This window comes from Streptomyces sp. NPDC001828 (genome assembly GCF_042892175.1).
GTDB lineage: Bacteria > Actinomycetota > Actinomycetes > Streptomycetales > Streptomycetaceae > Streptomyces.
The window spans coordinates 1-17,190 of sequence record NZ_JBIATV010000006.1; the positions used below are offsets into that span (position 1 = coordinate 1).

A 17,190-nucleotide genomic window follows, 5' to 3' on the forward strand; every position below is an offset into this window, starting at 1 on the left:
TGCGCCCCAGACCCCCTGCGGGGGCTCCGCCCCCTGCACCCCCTTCGGGGCTCCGCCCCGGACCCCGTTCGCGCCTGAACGGCGCTCGTCCTCAATCTCCCCCAAGGCCTTAAGGGCCAGGGGGGACCCCCATGACGGGCTGAAATGCCCCGATGCGGGCCCGCACCGATCCTGCTAGGGGCGCGGGGAACTGCGCGACCAGCCACCCACGGCCCGAGGACGAAAACGGGGTTAGGGGCGCGGGGAACTGCGCGACCAGCCACCCACCACCCGCACCCACCACCCGCACCCACCACCCCCACCCGACGGACACTCCCAACGGACTCTCCCCCAACGGACTCTCCCCCGGCGGGTCTCGGGAAGGGGCGGGGTGGGGGAGAACAAGACACCAGCACAACACCACCCGCACGGAAGGGCACCAACCCCGATGGACATCGACCACCTCATCCCCGCGCCCAGCACCATCCGCCCACCCACCGCCGACCAGAACGCACCCACCCCGGACCCCAACCGCCTCACCGCCGCCACCACCCTCCACACCGCCCCCGGCACCGAACCCCTCGCCCCCCTTCTCCGAGGGACCATCGGCGCCGCGACCGGGCTCGCCCTGCCCGACGCGGGCGGCGCGGGCGACGCGGGCGGCATCGTGCTGCGGCTCGACCCCGGCATCCCCGGTGGCCCGGAGGCGTACCGGCTCTCCACCGACCGATCCGTCCAGGACGTCGCCGTACTCATCGAGGGCGCCACCCCCGCCGGCGTATTCCGTGGCATACAGACGTTCCGTCAGCTGCTGGGGCCGGAGGCCTTCCGGCGGGCGCCGTTGCGGGGCGGGCAGGACTGGCCGGTGCCCCGTGTGACCATCGAGGACAGCCCCCGGTTCGGCTGGCGCGGGCTCATGCTCGACGTCTCACGGCACTTCATGCCGAAGGACGGCGTGCTGCGCTATCTCGATCTCATCGCCGCCCACAAGCTCAACGTCTTCCACTTCCACCTCACCGACGACCAGGGCTGGCGGATCGAGATCAAGCGGTACCCCCGCCTCACCGACGTCGGCGCGTGGCGCAGCCGGACCAAATGGGGGCATCGCGCCTCGCCCCTGTGGGACGAGAAGCCGCACGGAGGTTACTACACCCAGGACGACATCCGCGAGATCGTCGCGTACGCCGCCGAGCGGCATATCCGCGTCGTGCCCGAGATCGACATCCCGGGACACTCGCAGGCCGCCATCGCCGCGTACCCCGAACTCGGCAACACCGATGTCATCGACACCGCCTCCCTCTCCGTCTGGGACACCTGGGGCGTCAATCCGAACGTACTCGCCCCCACTGACAACACCCTCCGTTTCTACGAGGGGGTGCTGGAGGAGGTGCTCGACCTGTTCCCCGAGGACGTCTCGCCGTTCATCCACATCGGCGGTGACGAGTGCCCCAAGGAGCAGTGGCAGAAGTCGGACGTCGCCCAGGAGCGCATCCGCGAACTCGGGCTCGCCGGTGAGAACGAGCTCCAGTCCTGGATCATCCGGCACTTCGACACCTGGCTGAGCGCTCGCGGGCGCCGCCTCATCGGCTGGGACGAGATCCTGGAGGGCGGGCTCGCGCCCGGCGCCGCCGTCTCCTCCTGGCGCGGCTACGGCGCCGGAATCGCCGCCGCCGAGGCCGGGCACGACGTCGTGATGTGCCCCGAGCAGTACGTGTACCTGGATCACCGGCAGGCCGGCGGTGCGCAGGAGCCCGTGCCGATCGGGTTCGTCCGCACCCTGGAGGACGTCTACCGCTTCGAGCCCGTTCCGCCGCGGCTCGGCCCCGAGGCGGCCGCCCATGTGCTGGGCACCCAGGCCAATGTCTGGACGGAGGTGATGGAGAACCAGTCCCGCGTCGACTACCAGGTGTTCCCCCGCCTCGCCGCCTTCGCCGAGGTCGCCTGGAGCGAGCTGCCCGCCCCCGCCGAGCGCGACTTCGCGGATTTCGAACGGCGAATGTCCGCCCATTACAAGCGACTTGACGCGCTCGGCGTCGACTACCGCCCGCCCACCGGCCCGTTGCCGTGGCAGCAGCGCCCCGGAGTGGTCGGACGCCCGATCGAGGGGGCGCCCCCAAACAGGTGAGCCCGGCGTCAAGGGCGGTGCCCGGCGGCCGTGCGCCTGGGAGCGTGGCCCCGGGTCACGGCCGCCCCGGCCGCGACCGGCTGCGAGGAAGACCGCTGTGACGAACACCCGGCGTGCGGAACGAGGCGTACCGCATAAGTCGTACAACGCCTGCGAAACCGGAACATTCCCCAGGTCGGGGACGGAAGTGCGCTTCGCGGACCCTGCCGTCGGCCGGTCCGGAAGATGTGCCAGAGTTGCCACGTCCGGGCTGTGAGCACGTACGGTACGGCCATCAGCAGGTGGCCACAGACGGCACAGTCGTACGGCCGGGACACCGGGAAGGGGCAGCTGGGTTGACCACGCACGCACCGCAGGCGGCGCAGTCGGTGACGCTGCCTGCCTCACTGGACGAGGCCGTGGCGGCGCTCGCGGCCATGCCTGCCGCCGTGCCGGTCGCGGGCGGCACCGATCTGATGGCGGCCGTCAACCGGGGCCTGCTGCGGCCCGCGGGGCTCGTCGGACTCGGCCGGATCAACGAGATCCGCGGCTGGCAGTACCAGGACGGCCACGCCCTGCTCGGCGCCGGTCTCACCCACGCCCGGATGGGGCGCCCGGACTTCGCGGCGCTCATCCCGGCGCTCGCCGCGGCCGCGCGCGCCGCCGGCCCCCCGCAGATCCGCAACGCGGGCACCCTCGGCGGCAACATCGCCTCCGCCGCCCCCACCGGTGACGCGCTGCCCGTGCTCGCCGCGCTCGAAGCGGCCCTCGTCATCGCGGGCCCGGACGGCGCCCGGCGTGAAATTCCCGTGTCGCATCTGCTGGCGGGGCGGGACATGCTCGCCCCGGCCGAGTTGATCGGTTATGTCCGGGTCCCGCTGCTGCACGCTCCCCAAGTTTTCCTCAAGGCCACCGGCCGCACCGGCCCCGGCCGTGCCACCGCCTCGGTCGCGGTCGTCCTCGACCCGGCCCGGCGCGGGGTGCGCTGCGCGGTCGGCGCCATCGCGCCGATGCCGCTGCGCCCCCTGGAGGCCGAGCGCTGGATCGCCTCGCTCATCGACTGGGACGGCGAGCGCGCGGCGCTGGCCCCGGAGGCGCTCGGCGCGTTCGGCGAGTACGTGGCCGCCGCCTGCATCCCGGATCCGGAGCCACCGGCGGACGGCTCACCGCCCGCGCCCCTCTCGCCCGCCGTACTGCATCTGCGGCGTACCGTCGCCGCGTTGGCCCGACGAGCACTGGGGAGGGCGCTGTCGTGACCAGCCGCAACAACGATCAGAACAGCGGTCGCGACCACGACCGGAACGACGACCGCAACGGCCCGTACGAGCCGGAGCGCGAGCACGAGCACGGCTACGGGCAGGTGCCCCGGCACGGTGGCTGGGAGCCGGTTCCGCACGGCGGCGAGTACGAGCCGGACGCCACGGCGTTCGTCCAGCTGCCTCCGGACATGGACCTGATGGGCGCCCCCCTCGCGGCGCCCGGCCACGGCTACGTGCCGCCGATGATCGTGCCGCTCACCCCGGCCGCCGCGACGGATCCCGGTGCCACCGGCGTCTGGCGCATCCCGACCGAACTGACCGGCCAGGGCGCGCCCGAGAGCGATCCCGCGCCCGGCGCGCAGACCGTGGTGTGGCCGGAGCCTGCCGCACCCACCCCCGTGCCCGCGACGCCGACGCACCCCGCCCACGACCCCTCGGCCACGGCCCAGTGGAACTTCGCGGACGAGCCGTCCCTCGCCGGTACGGGTCAGTGGACGATCCCGGTCGCCGACGGTGAACTCCCGGAGGAATCAGGTGAGTTCACCACGTCGTCGCTGATCGAGCAGTGGGGTTCGACCCCGCCCGCCACCCTCCCCGGCGGAGCCCCGGCCCCCTGGGCGAACCAGCTCCCCGAGCCGCCCGCGCCCGAGGCGGTGGAGGAGCCATCGGCACCCCCGGCGTCCCCGGCACCGGAGACTCACGCAGCCCCGCCGGCGCCCGAAGTGCCGGACGTACGTGACGTATCGGACCCGCTTGGTCACGCGGACGCCCCCGCCCCGGAGCCGCACGCGCACCCGGAAGCCGCGCACACGCCGCACACCCCCGAGCCGCCCGCCCCGGCGCCCGGGGCGTTCGCGCCGGAGCCGCCCCCGGAAGTGCCGCTGATCGTCGAGCCCCTCGCCGAAGCGGTCCCGGAGGCGTCGGCACCCGACGCCCCCGATGCCCCCGACGTGCCCCAAGCGCCGCAACCGGCGGCCGAAGCCGTCCCCGACGCGGTGGCCGAACCGACCGGAACCGGCGATGTACCCAAGGCCCGAGAGGCCCGAGAGGCCCAAGAGGTCACCGAGGCCCAAGGGAACCCCGAGGGCCGGGAGGCGCAGGACAGTCCCGGGACACCCGAGGCGGCGGAGCCCGTCGCCGGGGCCGAGCCGGAGTCGGAGCCCGCGCCCGCCCTCGCCGGGGCGCCCGACCTCGAACACCCCCGCGCCTCCTACGTGCTGCGGGTGAACGGCGCCGACCGGCCCGTCACCGAGGCGTGGGTCGGCGAGTCGCTGCTCTACGTGCTGCGCGAGCGGCTCGGGCTCGCCGGGGCCAAGGACGGCTGCTCGCAGGGCGAGTGCGGTGCGTGCAACGTCCAGGTGGACGGGCGGCTCGTCGCCTCCTGCCTGGTACCCGCGGCGACCACGGCCGGCAGCGAGGTCCGTACCGTCGAGGGGCTCGCCACCGACGGCGAACCCTCCGACGTGCAGCGGGCGCTGGCCGAGAGCGGAGCCGTGCAGTGCGGCTTCTGCATCCCCGGCATGGCCATGACCGTGCACGACCTGCTCGAAGGCAACCACGCCCCCACCGAGCTCGAAACGCGCCAGGCGCTCTGCGGCAACCTGTGCCGCTGCTCCGGCTACCGGGGCGTGCTCGACGCCGTGAAGGACGTGGTCGCGGGCCGCGAGGCGGCCGGCGCGGCCCCGGCCGACGAGGCCCGCATCCCGCACCAGGCACCCCCCGGGGCCGGCAGCGCCAAGCCCCCGCACACGCACGACGGAGGCATGGCGTGAGCAACGACGCAGCCACCGCGACGGTCGAAGGCGCCACCCCGGTGGCGGGGCCGGAGCAGGAGCCGCCCGCGCACGGGATCGGCGCCTCGCTCGCGCCCGTCGACGCGCGGGCCAAGACCGAGGGGACCTTCCCCTACGCGGCCGACCTGTGGGCCGAGGGCCTGCTGTGGGCGGCCGTGCTGCGCGCCCCGCACGCGTCCGCGCGCATCGTCTCCATCGACGCCGCGGCCGCCGTCGCCATGCCGGGCGTACGGGCCGTGGTGACCCACGCCGACGTGCCGGGCGACCCCGCGTTCGGCCGCCGGATCGCCGACCGCCCCGTGTTCGCGTCCGACTACGTACGCCACCAGGGCGAGCCGATCGCCGCGGTGGCCGCCGATCATCCGGACACCGCGCGCCTCGCGGCCGCGGCCATCGCCGTCGAGTACGAGGTGCTCGAACCGGTCACCGACCCGGAGAAGGCGTTCACGGCCGAACCGCTGCACCCCGACGGCAACCTGATCCGGCACATCCCGCTCCAGTACGGCGACCCCGAGGCGACCGGCGAGGTCGTGGTCGAGGGCCTGTACCGGATCGGCCGCCAGGACCCGGCGCCGATCGGCGCCGAGGCGGGCCTCGCGGTGCCCCGGCCCGACGGCGGCGTGGAGCTGTACACCGCCTCCACCGACCCGCACAGCGACCGCGACCTGGCCGCCGCCTGCTTCGGCCTGGAGCCGGACCGCGTCAAGGTCGTCGTCACCGGAGTGCCCGGCGCGACCGGCGACCGCGAGGACCTCGGCTTCCAACTCCCGCTGGGACTGCTGGCGTTGAGGACCGGCTGCCCGGTCAAGCTGACCGCGACCCGCGAGGAGTCCTTCCTCGGCCACGCCCACCGCCACCCCACCCTGCTGCGCTACCGCCACCACGCGGACGCCGAGGGCCGGCTGGTCAAGGTCGAGGCGCAGATCCTGCTCGACGCGGGCGCCTACGCAGAGGCCTCCTCCGAATCCCTCGCCGCCGCCGTAGCGTTCGCCTGCGGCCCCTACGTCGTGCCGCACGCCTTCGTCGAGGGCTGGGCGGTGCGCACCAACAACCCGCCCTCCGGACACGTCCGGGGCGAGGGCGCGCTCCAGGTGTGCGCGGCCTACGAGGGTCAAATGGACAAGCTGGCCGGGAAGTTGGGCATCGACCCGGCCGAACTGCGCATGCGCAATGTGCTCGCGACCGGTGACCTGCTGCCGACCGGTCAGACGGTGACCTGCCCGGCCCCGGTGGCCGAACTCCTCGCCGCCGTAAGGGACTTCCCGCTGCCGACCCTGCCCAAGGACGCACCCGAGGACGACTGGCTGCTGCCGGGCGGCCCGGAGGGCGCGGGCGAGCCGGACGCGGTGCGGCGCGGGGTGGGCTACGCGCTCGGCATGGTCCACATGCTCGGCGCCGAGGGCACCGACGAGGTGGCCACCGCCACCGTCAAGGTCCAGGACGGCATCGCTACGGTGATCTGCGCGGCCGTCGAGACCGGCCAGGGCTTCACCACCCTCGCCCGCCAGATCGTCCAGGAGACCCTGGGCATCGACGAGGTGCACGTCGCCCCCGTCGACACCGACCAGCCCCCGGCGGGCCCCGCCACGCACGGCCGCCACACCTGGGTGTCCGGCGGCGCGGTCGAGCGCGCGGCCAAGATGGTCCGTACCCAGCTGCTCCAGCCGCTCGCGCACAAGTTCGGCATGTCCACGGAGCTGCTCCAGATCGCGGACGGCAAGATCACCTCGTACGACGGCGTCCTGTCGACCACGGTCAGCGAGGCCATGGAGGGCAAGGAACTCTGGGCCACCGCCCAGTGCCGTCCGCACCCCACCGAGCCGCTCGACGAGACGGGCCAGGGCGACGCGTTCGTGGGCCTGGCGTTCTGCGCGATCCGCGCGGTCGTGGACGTCGACATCGAGCTCGGCTCGGTCCGCGTCGTCGAACTCGCCGTCGCCCAGGACGTCGGCCGCGTCCTGAACCCCCGTCAGCTCGCGTCCCGCATCGAGGCCGGCGTCACCCAGGGCGTGGGCGCGGCCCTGACCGAGAACCTGCGGACGGTACGCGGCCAGATCCGCCACCCCGACCTCACGGGCTACGCCCTGCCGACGGCCCTGGACGCGCCCGACATCCGCATCGTGAAGCTGGTGGAGGAGCGGGACGTCGTGGCCCCGTTCGGCGCGAAGGCGGCCAGCGCCGTCCCGGTCGTGACCTCGCCGGCCGCGATCGCCTCCGCCGTCCGCGCCGCGACCGGCCGCCCGGTCAACCGCCTCCCGATCCGGCCCCAGGCGGCGGTGGTCCAGCAGGGTTAGACGGCCGGCCGCCGAGGGCGTACGAGGAGGTCGACCACGCCGGTCAGGTCCTCCCCGGCGTCGCCCTCGGCGAGGCGCCGCCGCATCAACTCGAAGTAGGGAAGCAGCAGTTCGGGGTTCACGCCCTGCTGCTCGGCGGTGTCGAGGAAGGTCGCCACCCCGCCCACCTGCATGCCGAGGTTGGACACGACGCCGGTCGTGTAGTCGCCGCTGTTGAGCCGCGCGGCGGTCTGGTGCACCGACGGGGCCATCGCGCCGAGCCAGTCGGTGAGCAGCGGGGCCAGCGAGGCCGGGTCGATGTCCTCCGCGCGGATCAGGGCGAAGGCGTGCGTGACCCCGGCGAACATCCCGTACATGGCGCTGAGCAGAGCCACGTCGTGCAGCGCCGCGAAGCCCGCGTCCTCGCCGACGTACGTGGTGCCGGCCGGGACGGCCAAGGTCGCGCGGTGCCGCTCGAACAGCTCGGGCGAGCCGCTGTAGATGACGTAGGCCCCCGCGTCCGGCACGCCGATCATCGGCGGCACGGCCATGATCCCGCCGTCCAGATAGCGGGCGCCGCGCTCGCCGGCCCAGGCGGCGCGGGCGCGGGCCTGGGCCGGAGTGGTGGTGGTCAGGTTGACCACGTCCTTGCCGTCCAGGTCGACGCCGTCGAGCACCTCGCCGACCGAGGCGTCGTCCAACAGGCAGACCACGACAAGGGAGTTGGCGGCCACCGCACCGGCGGCGTCGTCGGCGACCCGGGCCCCTTCGGCGGCGAGCGCGGCGGCGCGGGCGGTACTGCGGTTCCACACGGTGAGCGGATGGCCGGCGGCCAGCCAGGTACGGGCCAGGGCGGTGCCCATGGCGCCGAGGCCGAGGAGGGTGACGGGGGTGACGGGGGTGACGGGGGTGGTCGGGGCGGGCTTCTCAGGATTGTTCTGTGCCATGCGGATCAGGCTCGCCGCGCGGCGAAGGATGCTCAAGTACGCACTAAAAAGTGGGTGGGGTGCCGCCGTACCGGCCCCGGCGGAGCCGCGCGGGCCGCCGTACCGGCCCCGGCGGATCCGCGCGGGCCGCTGTACCGGCCCCGGCGGATCCGCGCGGGCCTGGCAGGGGCACGGGCGGATGACGTCCGGCACACAGGTTCGCCCGCACTGTCACCCCTGAGGGCCCCCGGATGCCGGATCCGCGAGTTCTCCGTCCCGTACGCTGCCGGGCGAAGAGACGGCAATCGGCCCATGCGGAACGGGAGTTGGCGATGGCGTCAGAGGTGCCCGGCGCCCAAGGGGCGGGCGGTGCGGATCTGGTCGCGCACGCCGACGACCTCGGGGTGGTCGGCTCGGACGCGTACCGCCTGTACGAGGGGTTCCGGCGCGACGGGGACCACGCGAGGGCGGCCACCTTCGAGGCGGCCCGCGCGCTCAGCGCGAACAACTTCGCCAGCGGCGCCGCCCTGTTGAAGCTCCACGACACCTGGCAGCGCCAGTACACGACGCTCCGCGACGCCTGCGCGCAGATCTCCAACCACCTCGACCACTCGACCGCCCGGCACGCGAAGGATGACGCGCGCGTGCGGGGCTCCTTGACCGCCGTGTCCGTACTCAGCGACTACCTCAACTAGCCGACGGGACAGGTGACTTGCTGAAGTACGCGGACGTGTTGAACGCGCCGGTCGGCAGGCTCGGGAGCGCGGTCGACGACTGGTCGCAGATGGCGGTCCGGCTGAAGGGGCTGGCCGAGGAGGCCCACGACGGCCTGCGGGCGCACGCCGAGACGGCCAGGTGGGCCGGGGTCAACGCCTCGGTCACCCGCGAGTTCGTCCGCAGGACGGTGAAGGAGTTCGCGGACGCGGAGAGGGAGGCGGCGGGTGTGCACCGGCTGCTCCTGGACGCCTACACGGAGTTCAAGAGGGCGAAGGACGGTCTCCAGGCCGTCCTGGACGGCGCGCGGCGCGGCGGCATCGTGGTCGACGCGCACGGCAGGGTCGCGGCGCGCGAGCCGCTCGCCGACGACACGGCGGCCCGGCACGACCCCGGCCTCGACTTCCCCAAGGCCCTCAAGGCCCAGAACGCGAACGTGGCCGCCTGGCAGCAGAAGGTGGACGCGCTCGTCGCGGCGTGCGGCGCGGCCGACGAGGCGCTGCGGGCCGCCCTCACGGCCAACATCCCCGACGCGCACGACTTCACCGCCCCGAGGTACGCGTCCCTGGACGACGAGGAGGCCGCGCGGGCGGTGGACCTGGCGAAGCGGGTCACCGGCGAGGGTGGCACGGCCCGCAACGTGGACGAGCTGAGGCAGCTCCAGACCCTGCTGGACGCGAACGCCCGGGACCCCGAGTTCTCCACCGCCTTCTATCAACGCCTGGGCCCACAGGGCGCGTTGGACTTCTACGCCCGGCTCTCCCTCGACGCGACCGGCCTCGGCCCGGCGGGCCTCGACCGGGCCGCGATGGTCCGCCACGTCCAGGACGACCTGGGCCCGATGCTGGGCCTCGCCACGAACCCGGGCACCACCGGCCACCTTCCGTCCCGCTGGACGGCCGACCTGATGCGGGCGGGCCGCCGCCCTATCGACGTCGGGGACCTGGCGGGCCCCGGCGCGCGGGTGTACGGCTACCAGGCGCTGGGTGCGCTGCTGCGCCACGGCACGTACGACAGGGCGTTCCTGCTGCCCGTCGCCCGCGACATGGCGGGCTTCGAGCACCAGCACCCGAACCTCTTCGAGCGGGCCGTCCCGGCGGTCCCCGGCATGTCCCTGAACCTCGACCCGGCGGGCGGCCGGGGCTTCGACCCGTTGACAGGCCTGCTGTCAGCCATGGCCAACAACCCGGCGTCTTCAGCCCAGTTCTTCAACGAACCGCTCCGCGCGGACACGGACGGCGACGGCCTGGTGACGACACACGACGCGGCGGTCCGCACCCCCTCGGGCACCCCCCTGACCATGATCGACCACCTCCTGGACAAGCCCCCCACGACCGACCTCCACGACGCGACCCCCGACGCCCGCACCCCCTACCAGTCGGCCCTGGGCAACGCCCTGGAGGCGGCGGTGACGGGCCGGGTGCCGGGGAGTGCGGGGGGTGCGGGGGGTGCGGGGGTGCGGTCGGTGGAGCATACGGGGGTGATGGCGAGTGTGATGGAGCAGGTGGTGGCGAAGATCGGCTCGGACCCCGGGCTCCTGACGGAGGGCGAGGACGGCACCCCCGGCAAGCTGTCCGGCCTGGCGGGGCACTTCGGAAACATGGCGGCGGAGTACATGCCGGACTTGCAGGCCGTCGCCGAGAACGGCGCCCGTCAGGCGAGGCCGTTCGGAGTGCTCGCGGAGTTCAACAGGGGGCAGGTGGGGCACTTCCTCGGTGCCGTGGCCCAGGACCCCGAGGCGTACGGCGCGCTCACCAACGCCCAACAGGCTTATACGACACTGCTGGTGCGGGATGTCTTCGCGCACCCGGAGAATCACGGCCACGATGTGGGCGAGGCGGTACGCAACGCGGTGCATCCGGGCGGCCAGATCGCGGGAATGATGGCCGAGGCGCGGGTGGAGGCCGTCTACGAGAGGCATGCCGCCGCCGACGAGGAGTTCAACAAGGCCGTCGAGGAGAGGGTCGACTGGACGGGCCGAATGATCGACGCGGTCGGCGGCAAGTACATCGAGATGCTGCCGATCGGTGGCGACGCGATCGACTGGCTCAAGGAGGACATCTCGAGCTCCCTGGTGGAGCGGGCGCAGCAGGACTCGTCCAACGAGGCGAGCCAGGAGGCCGTCGCCGGCTACTCGAAAGCGGAGGCGAGCGCCAAGCGGGCCGCCGCCGACGCGGTGGGCGCCGCAGGGCGTAGTGCGGGCCTTGAGGAGCGGGACATCAGGGAGTATCAGGGGGCTGCCTCTACCAGCATCGCCGATGCGTATTCGGACGGGCGTAATGTTGCCGCGACCGCTGCAGCCAGAGGCGCTGAAAAGTGATACGTGCCGGGCGCCCGGCAGCCGCTGCCATGGCGGCCAGTTTGCTGCTGCTCGCACTGAGCAGCTGCTCGCATGAGCCGTCCGTGCCGAGCATTCCCAAAAGCCTGTGCTGGGGGGCATTCACCGGGAGTTCCGTTACGCCCCTACTCCCGGATGGCGACTCGGCCTCCCTGAAGAATGACGGCCGCTTCGACGCATTCGAGGCGCAGAGCAACGCTTACTGCACGCTGTTCGTCGACGACCATGCCGCCTTAATTGTCTCTGTCGAGCGCCGGAACAGCGGCAAGGGCACCGATTGGAACGGCTTTGCGCGCACTCACGGAACCCCGGTACAGGCCGGTGACGAGGGGTTTGTCTGGGACAGAGGGGCGGGTGCGGTCTTCTTGTGTGAGCGCCCGGACCTTCCGAGGGGGCCCGCGTTGCCCCCGTCGCAGAAGTATGTCGAGTTGGAGCTTTCCGCCGACCGGGCCCCGACAGTGCCCCGCACCCGCGAGGTTCTCACCGTGCTGCTGAAGCAATATGTGCAGTTCGCGACGCGGGAACTCAAATGCGCTAACAAATAAGGCAGTTGGAGGCCGTGGCGGGAATCGAACCCACGTAACTCGCTTTGCAGGCGAGCCCCTGAACCACTCGGGCACACGGCCATGTGCTGGTGCGTTGGTACGAACGTAGGGGGTGGGCCGGGGGAGGGGAAGAGGGGCGGGCGGGCTGCAATGTGACTGCCATGTGGCGTTCACAGGGGCCGGGACTACGACCATCGGCGTAGCCGGAGTCCCGTCCTTTGACAGGGGTCAGACCGTGATACGCCTCTTACTCTGGGCGGATGAGCGCCCTTGAACCGACCGATGCCCGCCTCGCCGACCTCCCACCGGAAGGCGTCGGCGAGGGCGGGATTCTGGGGCGGGAGCATCGCGCGCTGAGCTTCGGGATCGTCACCGTCGTGCTGCTCATCGCGTTCGAGGCGACCGCCGTCGGCACCGCGATGCCGGTCGCGGCGCGCGAGCTCGACGGGGTCTCGCTGTACGCCTTCGCCTTCTCCGCGTACTTCACGACGAGCCTGTTCGGGATGGTCGTCGCGGGGCAGTGGGCCGACCGGCGCGGTCCGCTCGGGGCGCTCGCCGTCGGGATGTCGGCGTTCGCGGCGGGGCTGCTGCTGTCCGGGACGGCGCTGAACATGTGGACGTTCATCGCCGGCCGGGCCGTGCAGGGGCTCGGCGGCGGGCTCGTGATCGTCGCGCTGTACGTCGTCATAGGCCGGGCCTACCCCGCACGCCTCCAGCCGACGATCATGGCGGCGTTCGCGGCGGGGTGGGTGGTGCCCTCGGTGGTCGGGCCGCTGGTGGCGGGGACGGTCACCGAACAGCTGGGCTGGCGTTGGGTGTTCATCGGCATCCCGGTGCTGGTGATGTTCCCGCTGGCGCTCGCGCTGCCCGCGACGCGGCGGATGGCGGCGGGGCCCGCGGATCCGTCGGCGCCGCCCGTGCCGTTCGAGCGGCGCCGGATCAGGCTGGCCCTGTGCATCTCGGTCGGCGCGGGACTGCTCCAGTACGCGGGGCAGGAACTGAGGTGGCTGTCGCTGCTGCCGTTCGTGGCGGGGGCGGCTCTGCTCGGGCCGGCCGTGGTGGGGAGGCGGGCCCTGCTGCCGCACGGCACCTGGCGGGCGGCGCGCGGGCTGCCCTCCGTGGTGCTGCTGCGGGGGATCGCGGCGGGGTCGTTCATCGCGGCGGAATCGTTCGTGCCGCTGATGCTGGTCACCCAGCGCGGGCTGACCCCCACCATGGCCGGGCTCTCGCTGGCCGTCGGCGGGGCCACGTGGGCGCTGGGTTCGTATGTCCAGGCGCGGCCCCGGATGGAGGCGCACCGGGAGCGGCTGATGGTGGTGGGGATGGTGCTCGTGGCCCTCGCGATCGTGGCCGCGCCGAGTGTGCTCGTCGAGGCGGTGCCGGTGTGGGTGGTCGGCGTCGCCTGGGGCGTGGGGTGTTTCGGCATGGGCATGGTCATCGCCTCGACGAGCGTGCTGCTCCTGAAGCTTTCGGCTCCGCACGAGGCGGGGGCCAACTCGGCCGCCCTCCAGATCTCGGACGGCCTGTCCAATGTGCTGCTGCTCGCGGCGGGTGGGGCGGGGTTCGCGGCGCTGGGTGGGGGTGCGGTGTCGGCGGCGTCGGCGGCGCGTCCGGGGGCGTTCGTGGTGGTGTTCGTGCCGATGGGGGTGGTGGCGCTGGGTGGGGCGTTCGTCGCGCGGCGGGTTCGGGGGAGTTGAGGGGTTGGGCTCCCGCCCGGGGGTGCGTCGGGGCTCTGGCCAGGTGTGCTGGGGCTCTGCCCCCGGCCCTGGATTTGGCCCCTCCCCGCCCCTTCCCTAAACCCGCCGGGGGTGAAGGGATGCCTGGTTGGCGTTCGGCTGCGGGCCGTGGGTGGCTGGTCGCGCAGTTCCCCGCGCCCCTAAATGCCCGGTGCGGGCCAGCACCGGGCAACCTCAGCCCGTCCGGCGATTGAGGACGAGCGCCGTTCAGGCGCGAACGGGGGTGCAGGGGGCGGAGCCCCCGCAGGGGGTCTGGGGCGCAGCCCCAGTAGCCGAACCATCCGACCCCTTGCACGGGCGGGTGGGTGGGCAAGTCCCCCGGGGTCTGGGGCGGAGCCCCAGGGGGACCGGAACCAACCAACCCCGGACCCGGGGCGGAGCCCCCGGCGGGCCTTGTGAGCCCGCTCTCACAGCCGCCCCGCCGGGACACGTTCCGCCCGGGCCCGGCACCCCCGCCGGTAAGGTGGCCCGGTTGTCGTACGTAAGAGCCGGTACCGGGGCCCCGCAAAACCCTCGGCCGGCCCGCCGGGCCCCGCGGCCCGGATGCCCGTGATCCCGTACACCGAGAGACCCGAACCGGAGACCGTGACTACTACCGCCTCCCACCACCTCTCACCCGCCTTCCCCGGCCGCGCCCCCTGGGGCACCGCCAACAAGCTGCGCGCCTGGCAGGAGGGTGCCCTGGAGAGGTATGTCCAGGAGCAGCCGCGCGACTTCCTCGCCGTCGCGACGCCCGGCGCCGGCAAGACGACCTTCGCCCTGACGCTCGCGTCGTGGCTGCTGCACCACCACGTCGTGCAGCAGATCACCGTCGTCGCGCCGACCGAGCACCTCAAGAAGCAGTGGTCGGACGCCGCCGCCCGGGTCGGCATCAAGCTCGACCCGGACTACAGCGCCGGGCCGCTGAGCAAGGAGTACCACGGGGTCGCCGTCACCTACGCCGGTGTCGGCGTGCGCCCGATGCTGCACCGCAACCGGTGCGAACAGCGCAAGACCCTGGTGATCCTCGACGAGATCCACCACGCCGGTGACTCCAAGTCCTGGGGTGAGGCCTGCCTGGAGGCGTTCGACCCGGCCACCCGCCGGCTCGCGCTCACCGGCACCCCCTTCCGGTCCGACACCAACCCCATCCCGTTCGTCGCGTACGAGGAGGGCAACGACGGCATCCGCCGGTCCTCCGCCGACTACACGTACGGCTACGGCAACGCGCTCGCCGACGGCGTCGTGCGGCCGGTCATATTCATGAGCTACAGCGGCAACATGCGCTGGCGCACCAAGGCCGGTGACGAGATCGCCGCCCGGCTCGGCGAGCCCATGACCAAGGACGCCATCTCGCAGGCCTGGCGCACGGCGCTCGACCCGCGCGGCGACTGGATGCCCAACGTGCTGCGCGCCGCCGACCAGCGCCTGACCGAGGTCAGGAAGGCCATCCCGGACGCCGGCGCCCTCGTCATCGCCTCCGACCAGGACTCCGCCCGCGCCTACGCCAAGCTGATCCGCGAGATCACCGGCTCCAAGGCGACCGTCGTGCTGTCCGACGACACCGGCGCCTCCAAGCGGATCGACGAGTTCGCCGAGGGCGACGACCGGTGGATGGTCGCCGTCCGCATGGTGTCGGAGGGCGTCGACGTGCCGCGCCTGGCCGTCGGCGTGTACGCCACCACGATTTCGACGCCCCTCTTCTTCGCCCAGGCCGTCGGCCGTTTCGTGCGGTCGAGGCGGCGCGGCGAGACCGCTTCCGTTTTCCTGCCCACCATTCCGATGCTCCTCGGCTTCGCCAACGAGATGGAAGTCGAGCGCGACCACGTGCTCGACAAGCCGAAGAAGGACGGCGAGGAAGAAGACCCGTACGCCGAGTCCGAACAGGAAATGGACGACGCGAACAAGCAGGAGGACGAGGACACCGGGGACGACATGCTCCCCTTCGAGGCCCTCGAATCCGATGCCGTCTTCGACCGGGTCATGTACAACGGCGCCGAATTCGGCATGCAGGCGCACCCGGGAAGCGAGGAGGAGCAGGACTATCTCGGCATTCCGGGGCTCCTCGAACCCGACCAGGTGCAGATGCTGCTCCAGAAGCGGCAGGCCCGGCAGATCGCGCACAGCCGCCAGAAGCCGGCCGAGCAGGCGGACCTCCTGGAGATGCCGGCCGAGCGCCGTCCCGTCGTCTCGCACAAGGAGCTCCTTGAGCTCCGCAAGTCGCTGAACACGATGGTCGGTGCGTACGTCCACCAGAGCGGCAAGCCGCACGGCGTCATCCACACCGAGCTGCGCCGGGTGTGCGGCGGGCCGCCGAGCGCGGAGGCCACGGCCGGCCAGCTCCGGGAGCGGATCAAGAAGGTCCAGGAGTGGGCCACCCGCATGAAGTAGCGGGTGGTGCCGGCGGGGCGAACCCCCGCACAACGAACGGGGCCCGGCGTGCGTTGCCGGGCCCCGTTCGTGATCCCGGGGGATCGTGATGTGTACGAGGACCGGCCCCCACGGACGCCCCTCGGACGTCTGCCACAGTAATGTCCCGGCAAATCCCTGTCGGTCGCCCAAGGTCCCCGTTAAGACGGACTTAGGTCCCGAAGGTGCTCGAACAGGGACCAAATTCGTCTGCCACGGGCGTTATTCGCCCGTCTGTTGGGGCTGTCGCGTCCATTCCCCGGGTTCCGGAATTCCACTGGCGCCCGGATTCTGGACGAGGTCTTCCGCTGAGCGGTGTCCGCTCGCTACTGTCCCCGCCATGCAAACGCCCCGTGGCAGCGTCGCCGCGGAGCGCAGCCGGTGCCTTGGGCTCGCCGGCGGGCTCTGCGCGCGATGCCGATGGGACCGGTGCCGCGAACCACGTGAGAGTGCCGCCGCGACTCACCACTTAAGGAGTGGGTGTCGTGACCGCGGAGACCTCCCAGACGCTCGACCGGGGGCTACGTGTCCTCAAGCTGCTCGCCGACACCGACCACGGTCTGACGGTCACCGAGTTGTCCAACAAACTCGGCGTCAACCGCACGGTCGTCTACCGCCTGCTCGCGACCCTGGAGCAGCACGCCCTCGTCCGCCGTGACCTGGGCGGCCGCGCCAGGGTCGGGCTCGGGGTGCTGCGCCTGGGCCGCCAGGTGCACCCGCTCGTCCGCGAGGCCGCGCTGCCCGCGCTGCGCTCGCTCGCCGAGGACATAGGCGCGACCGCCCACCTCACCCTCGTCGACGGTTCGGACGCGCTCGCCGTGGCCGTGGTCGAGCCGACCTGGACGGACTACCACGTGGCCTACCGGGCCGGTTTCCGCCACCCCCTGGACAAGGGCGCGGCCGGCCGGGCGATCCTCGCCGCGCGCCAGGCGGGGGGCCTCGCCGAGCCCGGCTTCACCCTCACCCACGGCGAGTTGGAGGCCGGGGCGAGCGGGGCGGCCGCGCCGCTGGTCGGGGTCACCGGGATAGAGGGCAGCGTGGGCGTGGTGATGCTCGCCGACGCCGTACCCGAGCGGGTCGGGCCCCGGGTCGTCGACGCGGCCAAGGAAGTCGCCGACGCCCTGCGCTGAGCCGA

11 protein-coding genes and 1 tRNA gene are annotated in these 17,190 nt (G+C 72.9%); 10 read left to right on the top strand and 2 right to left on the bottom strand.

Annotated features, from left to right (window positions below):
* Positions 1-427: 427 nt before the first annotated feature.
* From ACFYZA_RS18395 to ACFYZA_RS18410, 4 genes are all read left to right on the top strand, one after another.
* Positions 428-2,104 carry a beta-N-acetylhexosaminidase gene (locus tag ACFYZA_RS18395; RefSeq protein WP_388491567.1) on the top strand — a complete coding sequence of 559 codons (1,677 nt, stop codon included), beginning with the start codon at positions 428-430 and terminating at the stop codon, positions 2,102-2,104.
* Between the two features lie 335 nt (positions 2,105-2,439).
* Complete coding sequence (locus tag ACFYZA_RS18400) at positions 2,440-3,339, top strand: FAD binding domain-containing protein (RefSeq protein ID WP_382600759.1); 900 nt, start codon at positions 2,440-2,442, stop codon at positions 3,337-3,339.
* On the top strand, positions 3,336-5,114 hold the full coding sequence (locus ACFYZA_RS18405; protein ID WP_388491570.1) for a 2Fe-2S iron-sulfur cluster-binding protein: 1,779 nt from the start codon (positions 3,336-3,338) through the stop codon (positions 5,112-5,114). The genes ACFYZA_RS18400 and ACFYZA_RS18405 overlap by 4 nt, the downstream gene beginning before the upstream one ends.
* Positions 5,111-7,429, top strand: coding sequence for a xanthine dehydrogenase family protein molybdopterin-binding subunit (locus ACFYZA_RS18410; RefSeq protein ID WP_388491573.1), 2,319 nt, complete (start codon positions 5,111-5,113; stop codon positions 7,427-7,429). The genes ACFYZA_RS18405 and ACFYZA_RS18410 overlap by 4 nt, the downstream gene beginning before the upstream one ends.
* Here the strand turns inward: ACFYZA_RS18410 and ACFYZA_RS18415 are convergent.
* On the bottom strand, positions 7,426-8,355 hold the full coding sequence (locus ACFYZA_RS18415) for an NAD(P)-dependent oxidoreductase (protein ID WP_388491981.1): 930 nt from the start codon (positions 8,353-8,355) through the stop codon (positions 7,426-7,428). The two genes, ACFYZA_RS18410 and ACFYZA_RS18415, sit on opposite strands and share 4 nt — an antisense overlap.
* 311 nt (positions 8,356-8,666) lie before the next feature.
* Here ACFYZA_RS18415 and ACFYZA_RS18420 point away from each other — a divergent pair, with 311 nt between their 5' ends.
* The 3 genes from ACFYZA_RS18420 to ACFYZA_RS18430 are packed head-to-tail and all read left to right on the top strand — an operon-like array spanning position 8,667 to position 11,931.
* Entirely contained in the window at positions 8,667-9,029 is a 363-nt protein-coding gene (locus ACFYZA_RS18420) for a hypothetical protein (RefSeq protein ID WP_382600751.1), read from the top strand.
* A gap of 17 nt (positions 9,030-9,046) precedes the next feature.
* Positions 9,047-11,368, top strand: a complete 2,322-nt coding sequence (locus ACFYZA_RS18425; RefSeq protein WP_388491576.1) for a hypothetical protein — start codon at positions 9,047-9,049, stop codon at positions 11,366-11,368.
* Positions 11,369-11,397: 29 nt separating this feature from the next.
* Positions 11,398-11,931 carry a hypothetical protein gene (locus ACFYZA_RS18430; RefSeq protein WP_388491579.1) on the top strand — a complete coding sequence of 178 codons (534 nt, stop codon included), beginning with the start codon at positions 11,398-11,400 and terminating at the stop codon, positions 11,929-11,931.
* 6 nt (positions 11,932-11,937) lie between these two features.
* On the opposite strand, the gene ACFYZA_RS18435 is transcribed toward ACFYZA_RS18430, so the two are convergent.
* Positions 11,938-12,012, bottom strand: a tRNA-Cys gene (locus tag ACFYZA_RS18435).
* Between the two features lie 179 nt (positions 12,013-12,191).
* On the opposite strand from ACFYZA_RS18435, the gene ACFYZA_RS18440 reads away from it, so the two are divergent.
* The 3 genes from ACFYZA_RS18440 (at position 12,192) to ACFYZA_RS18450 (ending at position 17,185) form a co-directional block, all read left to right on the top strand.
* Entirely contained in the window at positions 12,192-13,628 is a 1,437-nt protein-coding gene (locus ACFYZA_RS18440) for an MFS transporter (RefSeq protein ID WP_388491582.1), read from the top strand.
* 582 nt (positions 13,629-14,210) lie between these two features.
* Entirely contained in the window at positions 14,211-16,037 is a 1,827-nt protein-coding gene (locus ACFYZA_RS18445) for a DEAD/DEAH box helicase (protein WP_382592009.1), read from the top strand.
* Between the two features lie 503 nt (positions 16,038-16,540).
* On the top strand, positions 16,541-17,185 hold the full coding sequence (locus ACFYZA_RS18450; protein ID WP_382592012.1) for an IclR family transcriptional regulator: 645 nt from the start codon (positions 16,541-16,543) through the stop codon (positions 17,183-17,185).
* Positions 17,186-17,190 lie beyond the last annotated feature (5 nt).

Bases quoted from the DNA above. Each gene is read 5' to 3' on its own strand.
- ACFYZA_RS18395 (WP_388491567.1), top strand. From the start codon at position 428: ATGGACATCGACCACCTCATCCCCGCGCCCAGCACCATCCGCCCACCC.
- ACFYZA_RS18440 (WP_388491582.1), top strand. From the start codon at position 12,192: ATGAGCGCCCTTGAACCGACCGATGCCCGCCTCGCCGACCTCCCACCG.
- ACFYZA_RS18430 (WP_388491579.1), top strand. From the start codon at position 11,398: ATGGCGGCCAGTTTGCTGCTGCTCGCACTGAGCAGCTGCTCGCATGAG.
- ACFYZA_RS18415 (WP_388491981.1), bottom strand. From the start codon at position 8,355: ATGGCACAGAACAATCCTGAGAAGCCCGCCCCGACCACCCCCGTCACC.
- ACFYZA_RS18445 (WP_382592009.1), top strand. From the start codon at position 14,211: ATGCCCGTGATCCCGTACACCGAGAGACCCGAACCGGAGACCGTGACT.
- ACFYZA_RS18420 (WP_382600751.1), top strand. From the start codon at position 8,667: ATGGCGTCAGAGGTGCCCGGCGCCCAAGGGGCGGGCGGTGCGGATCTG.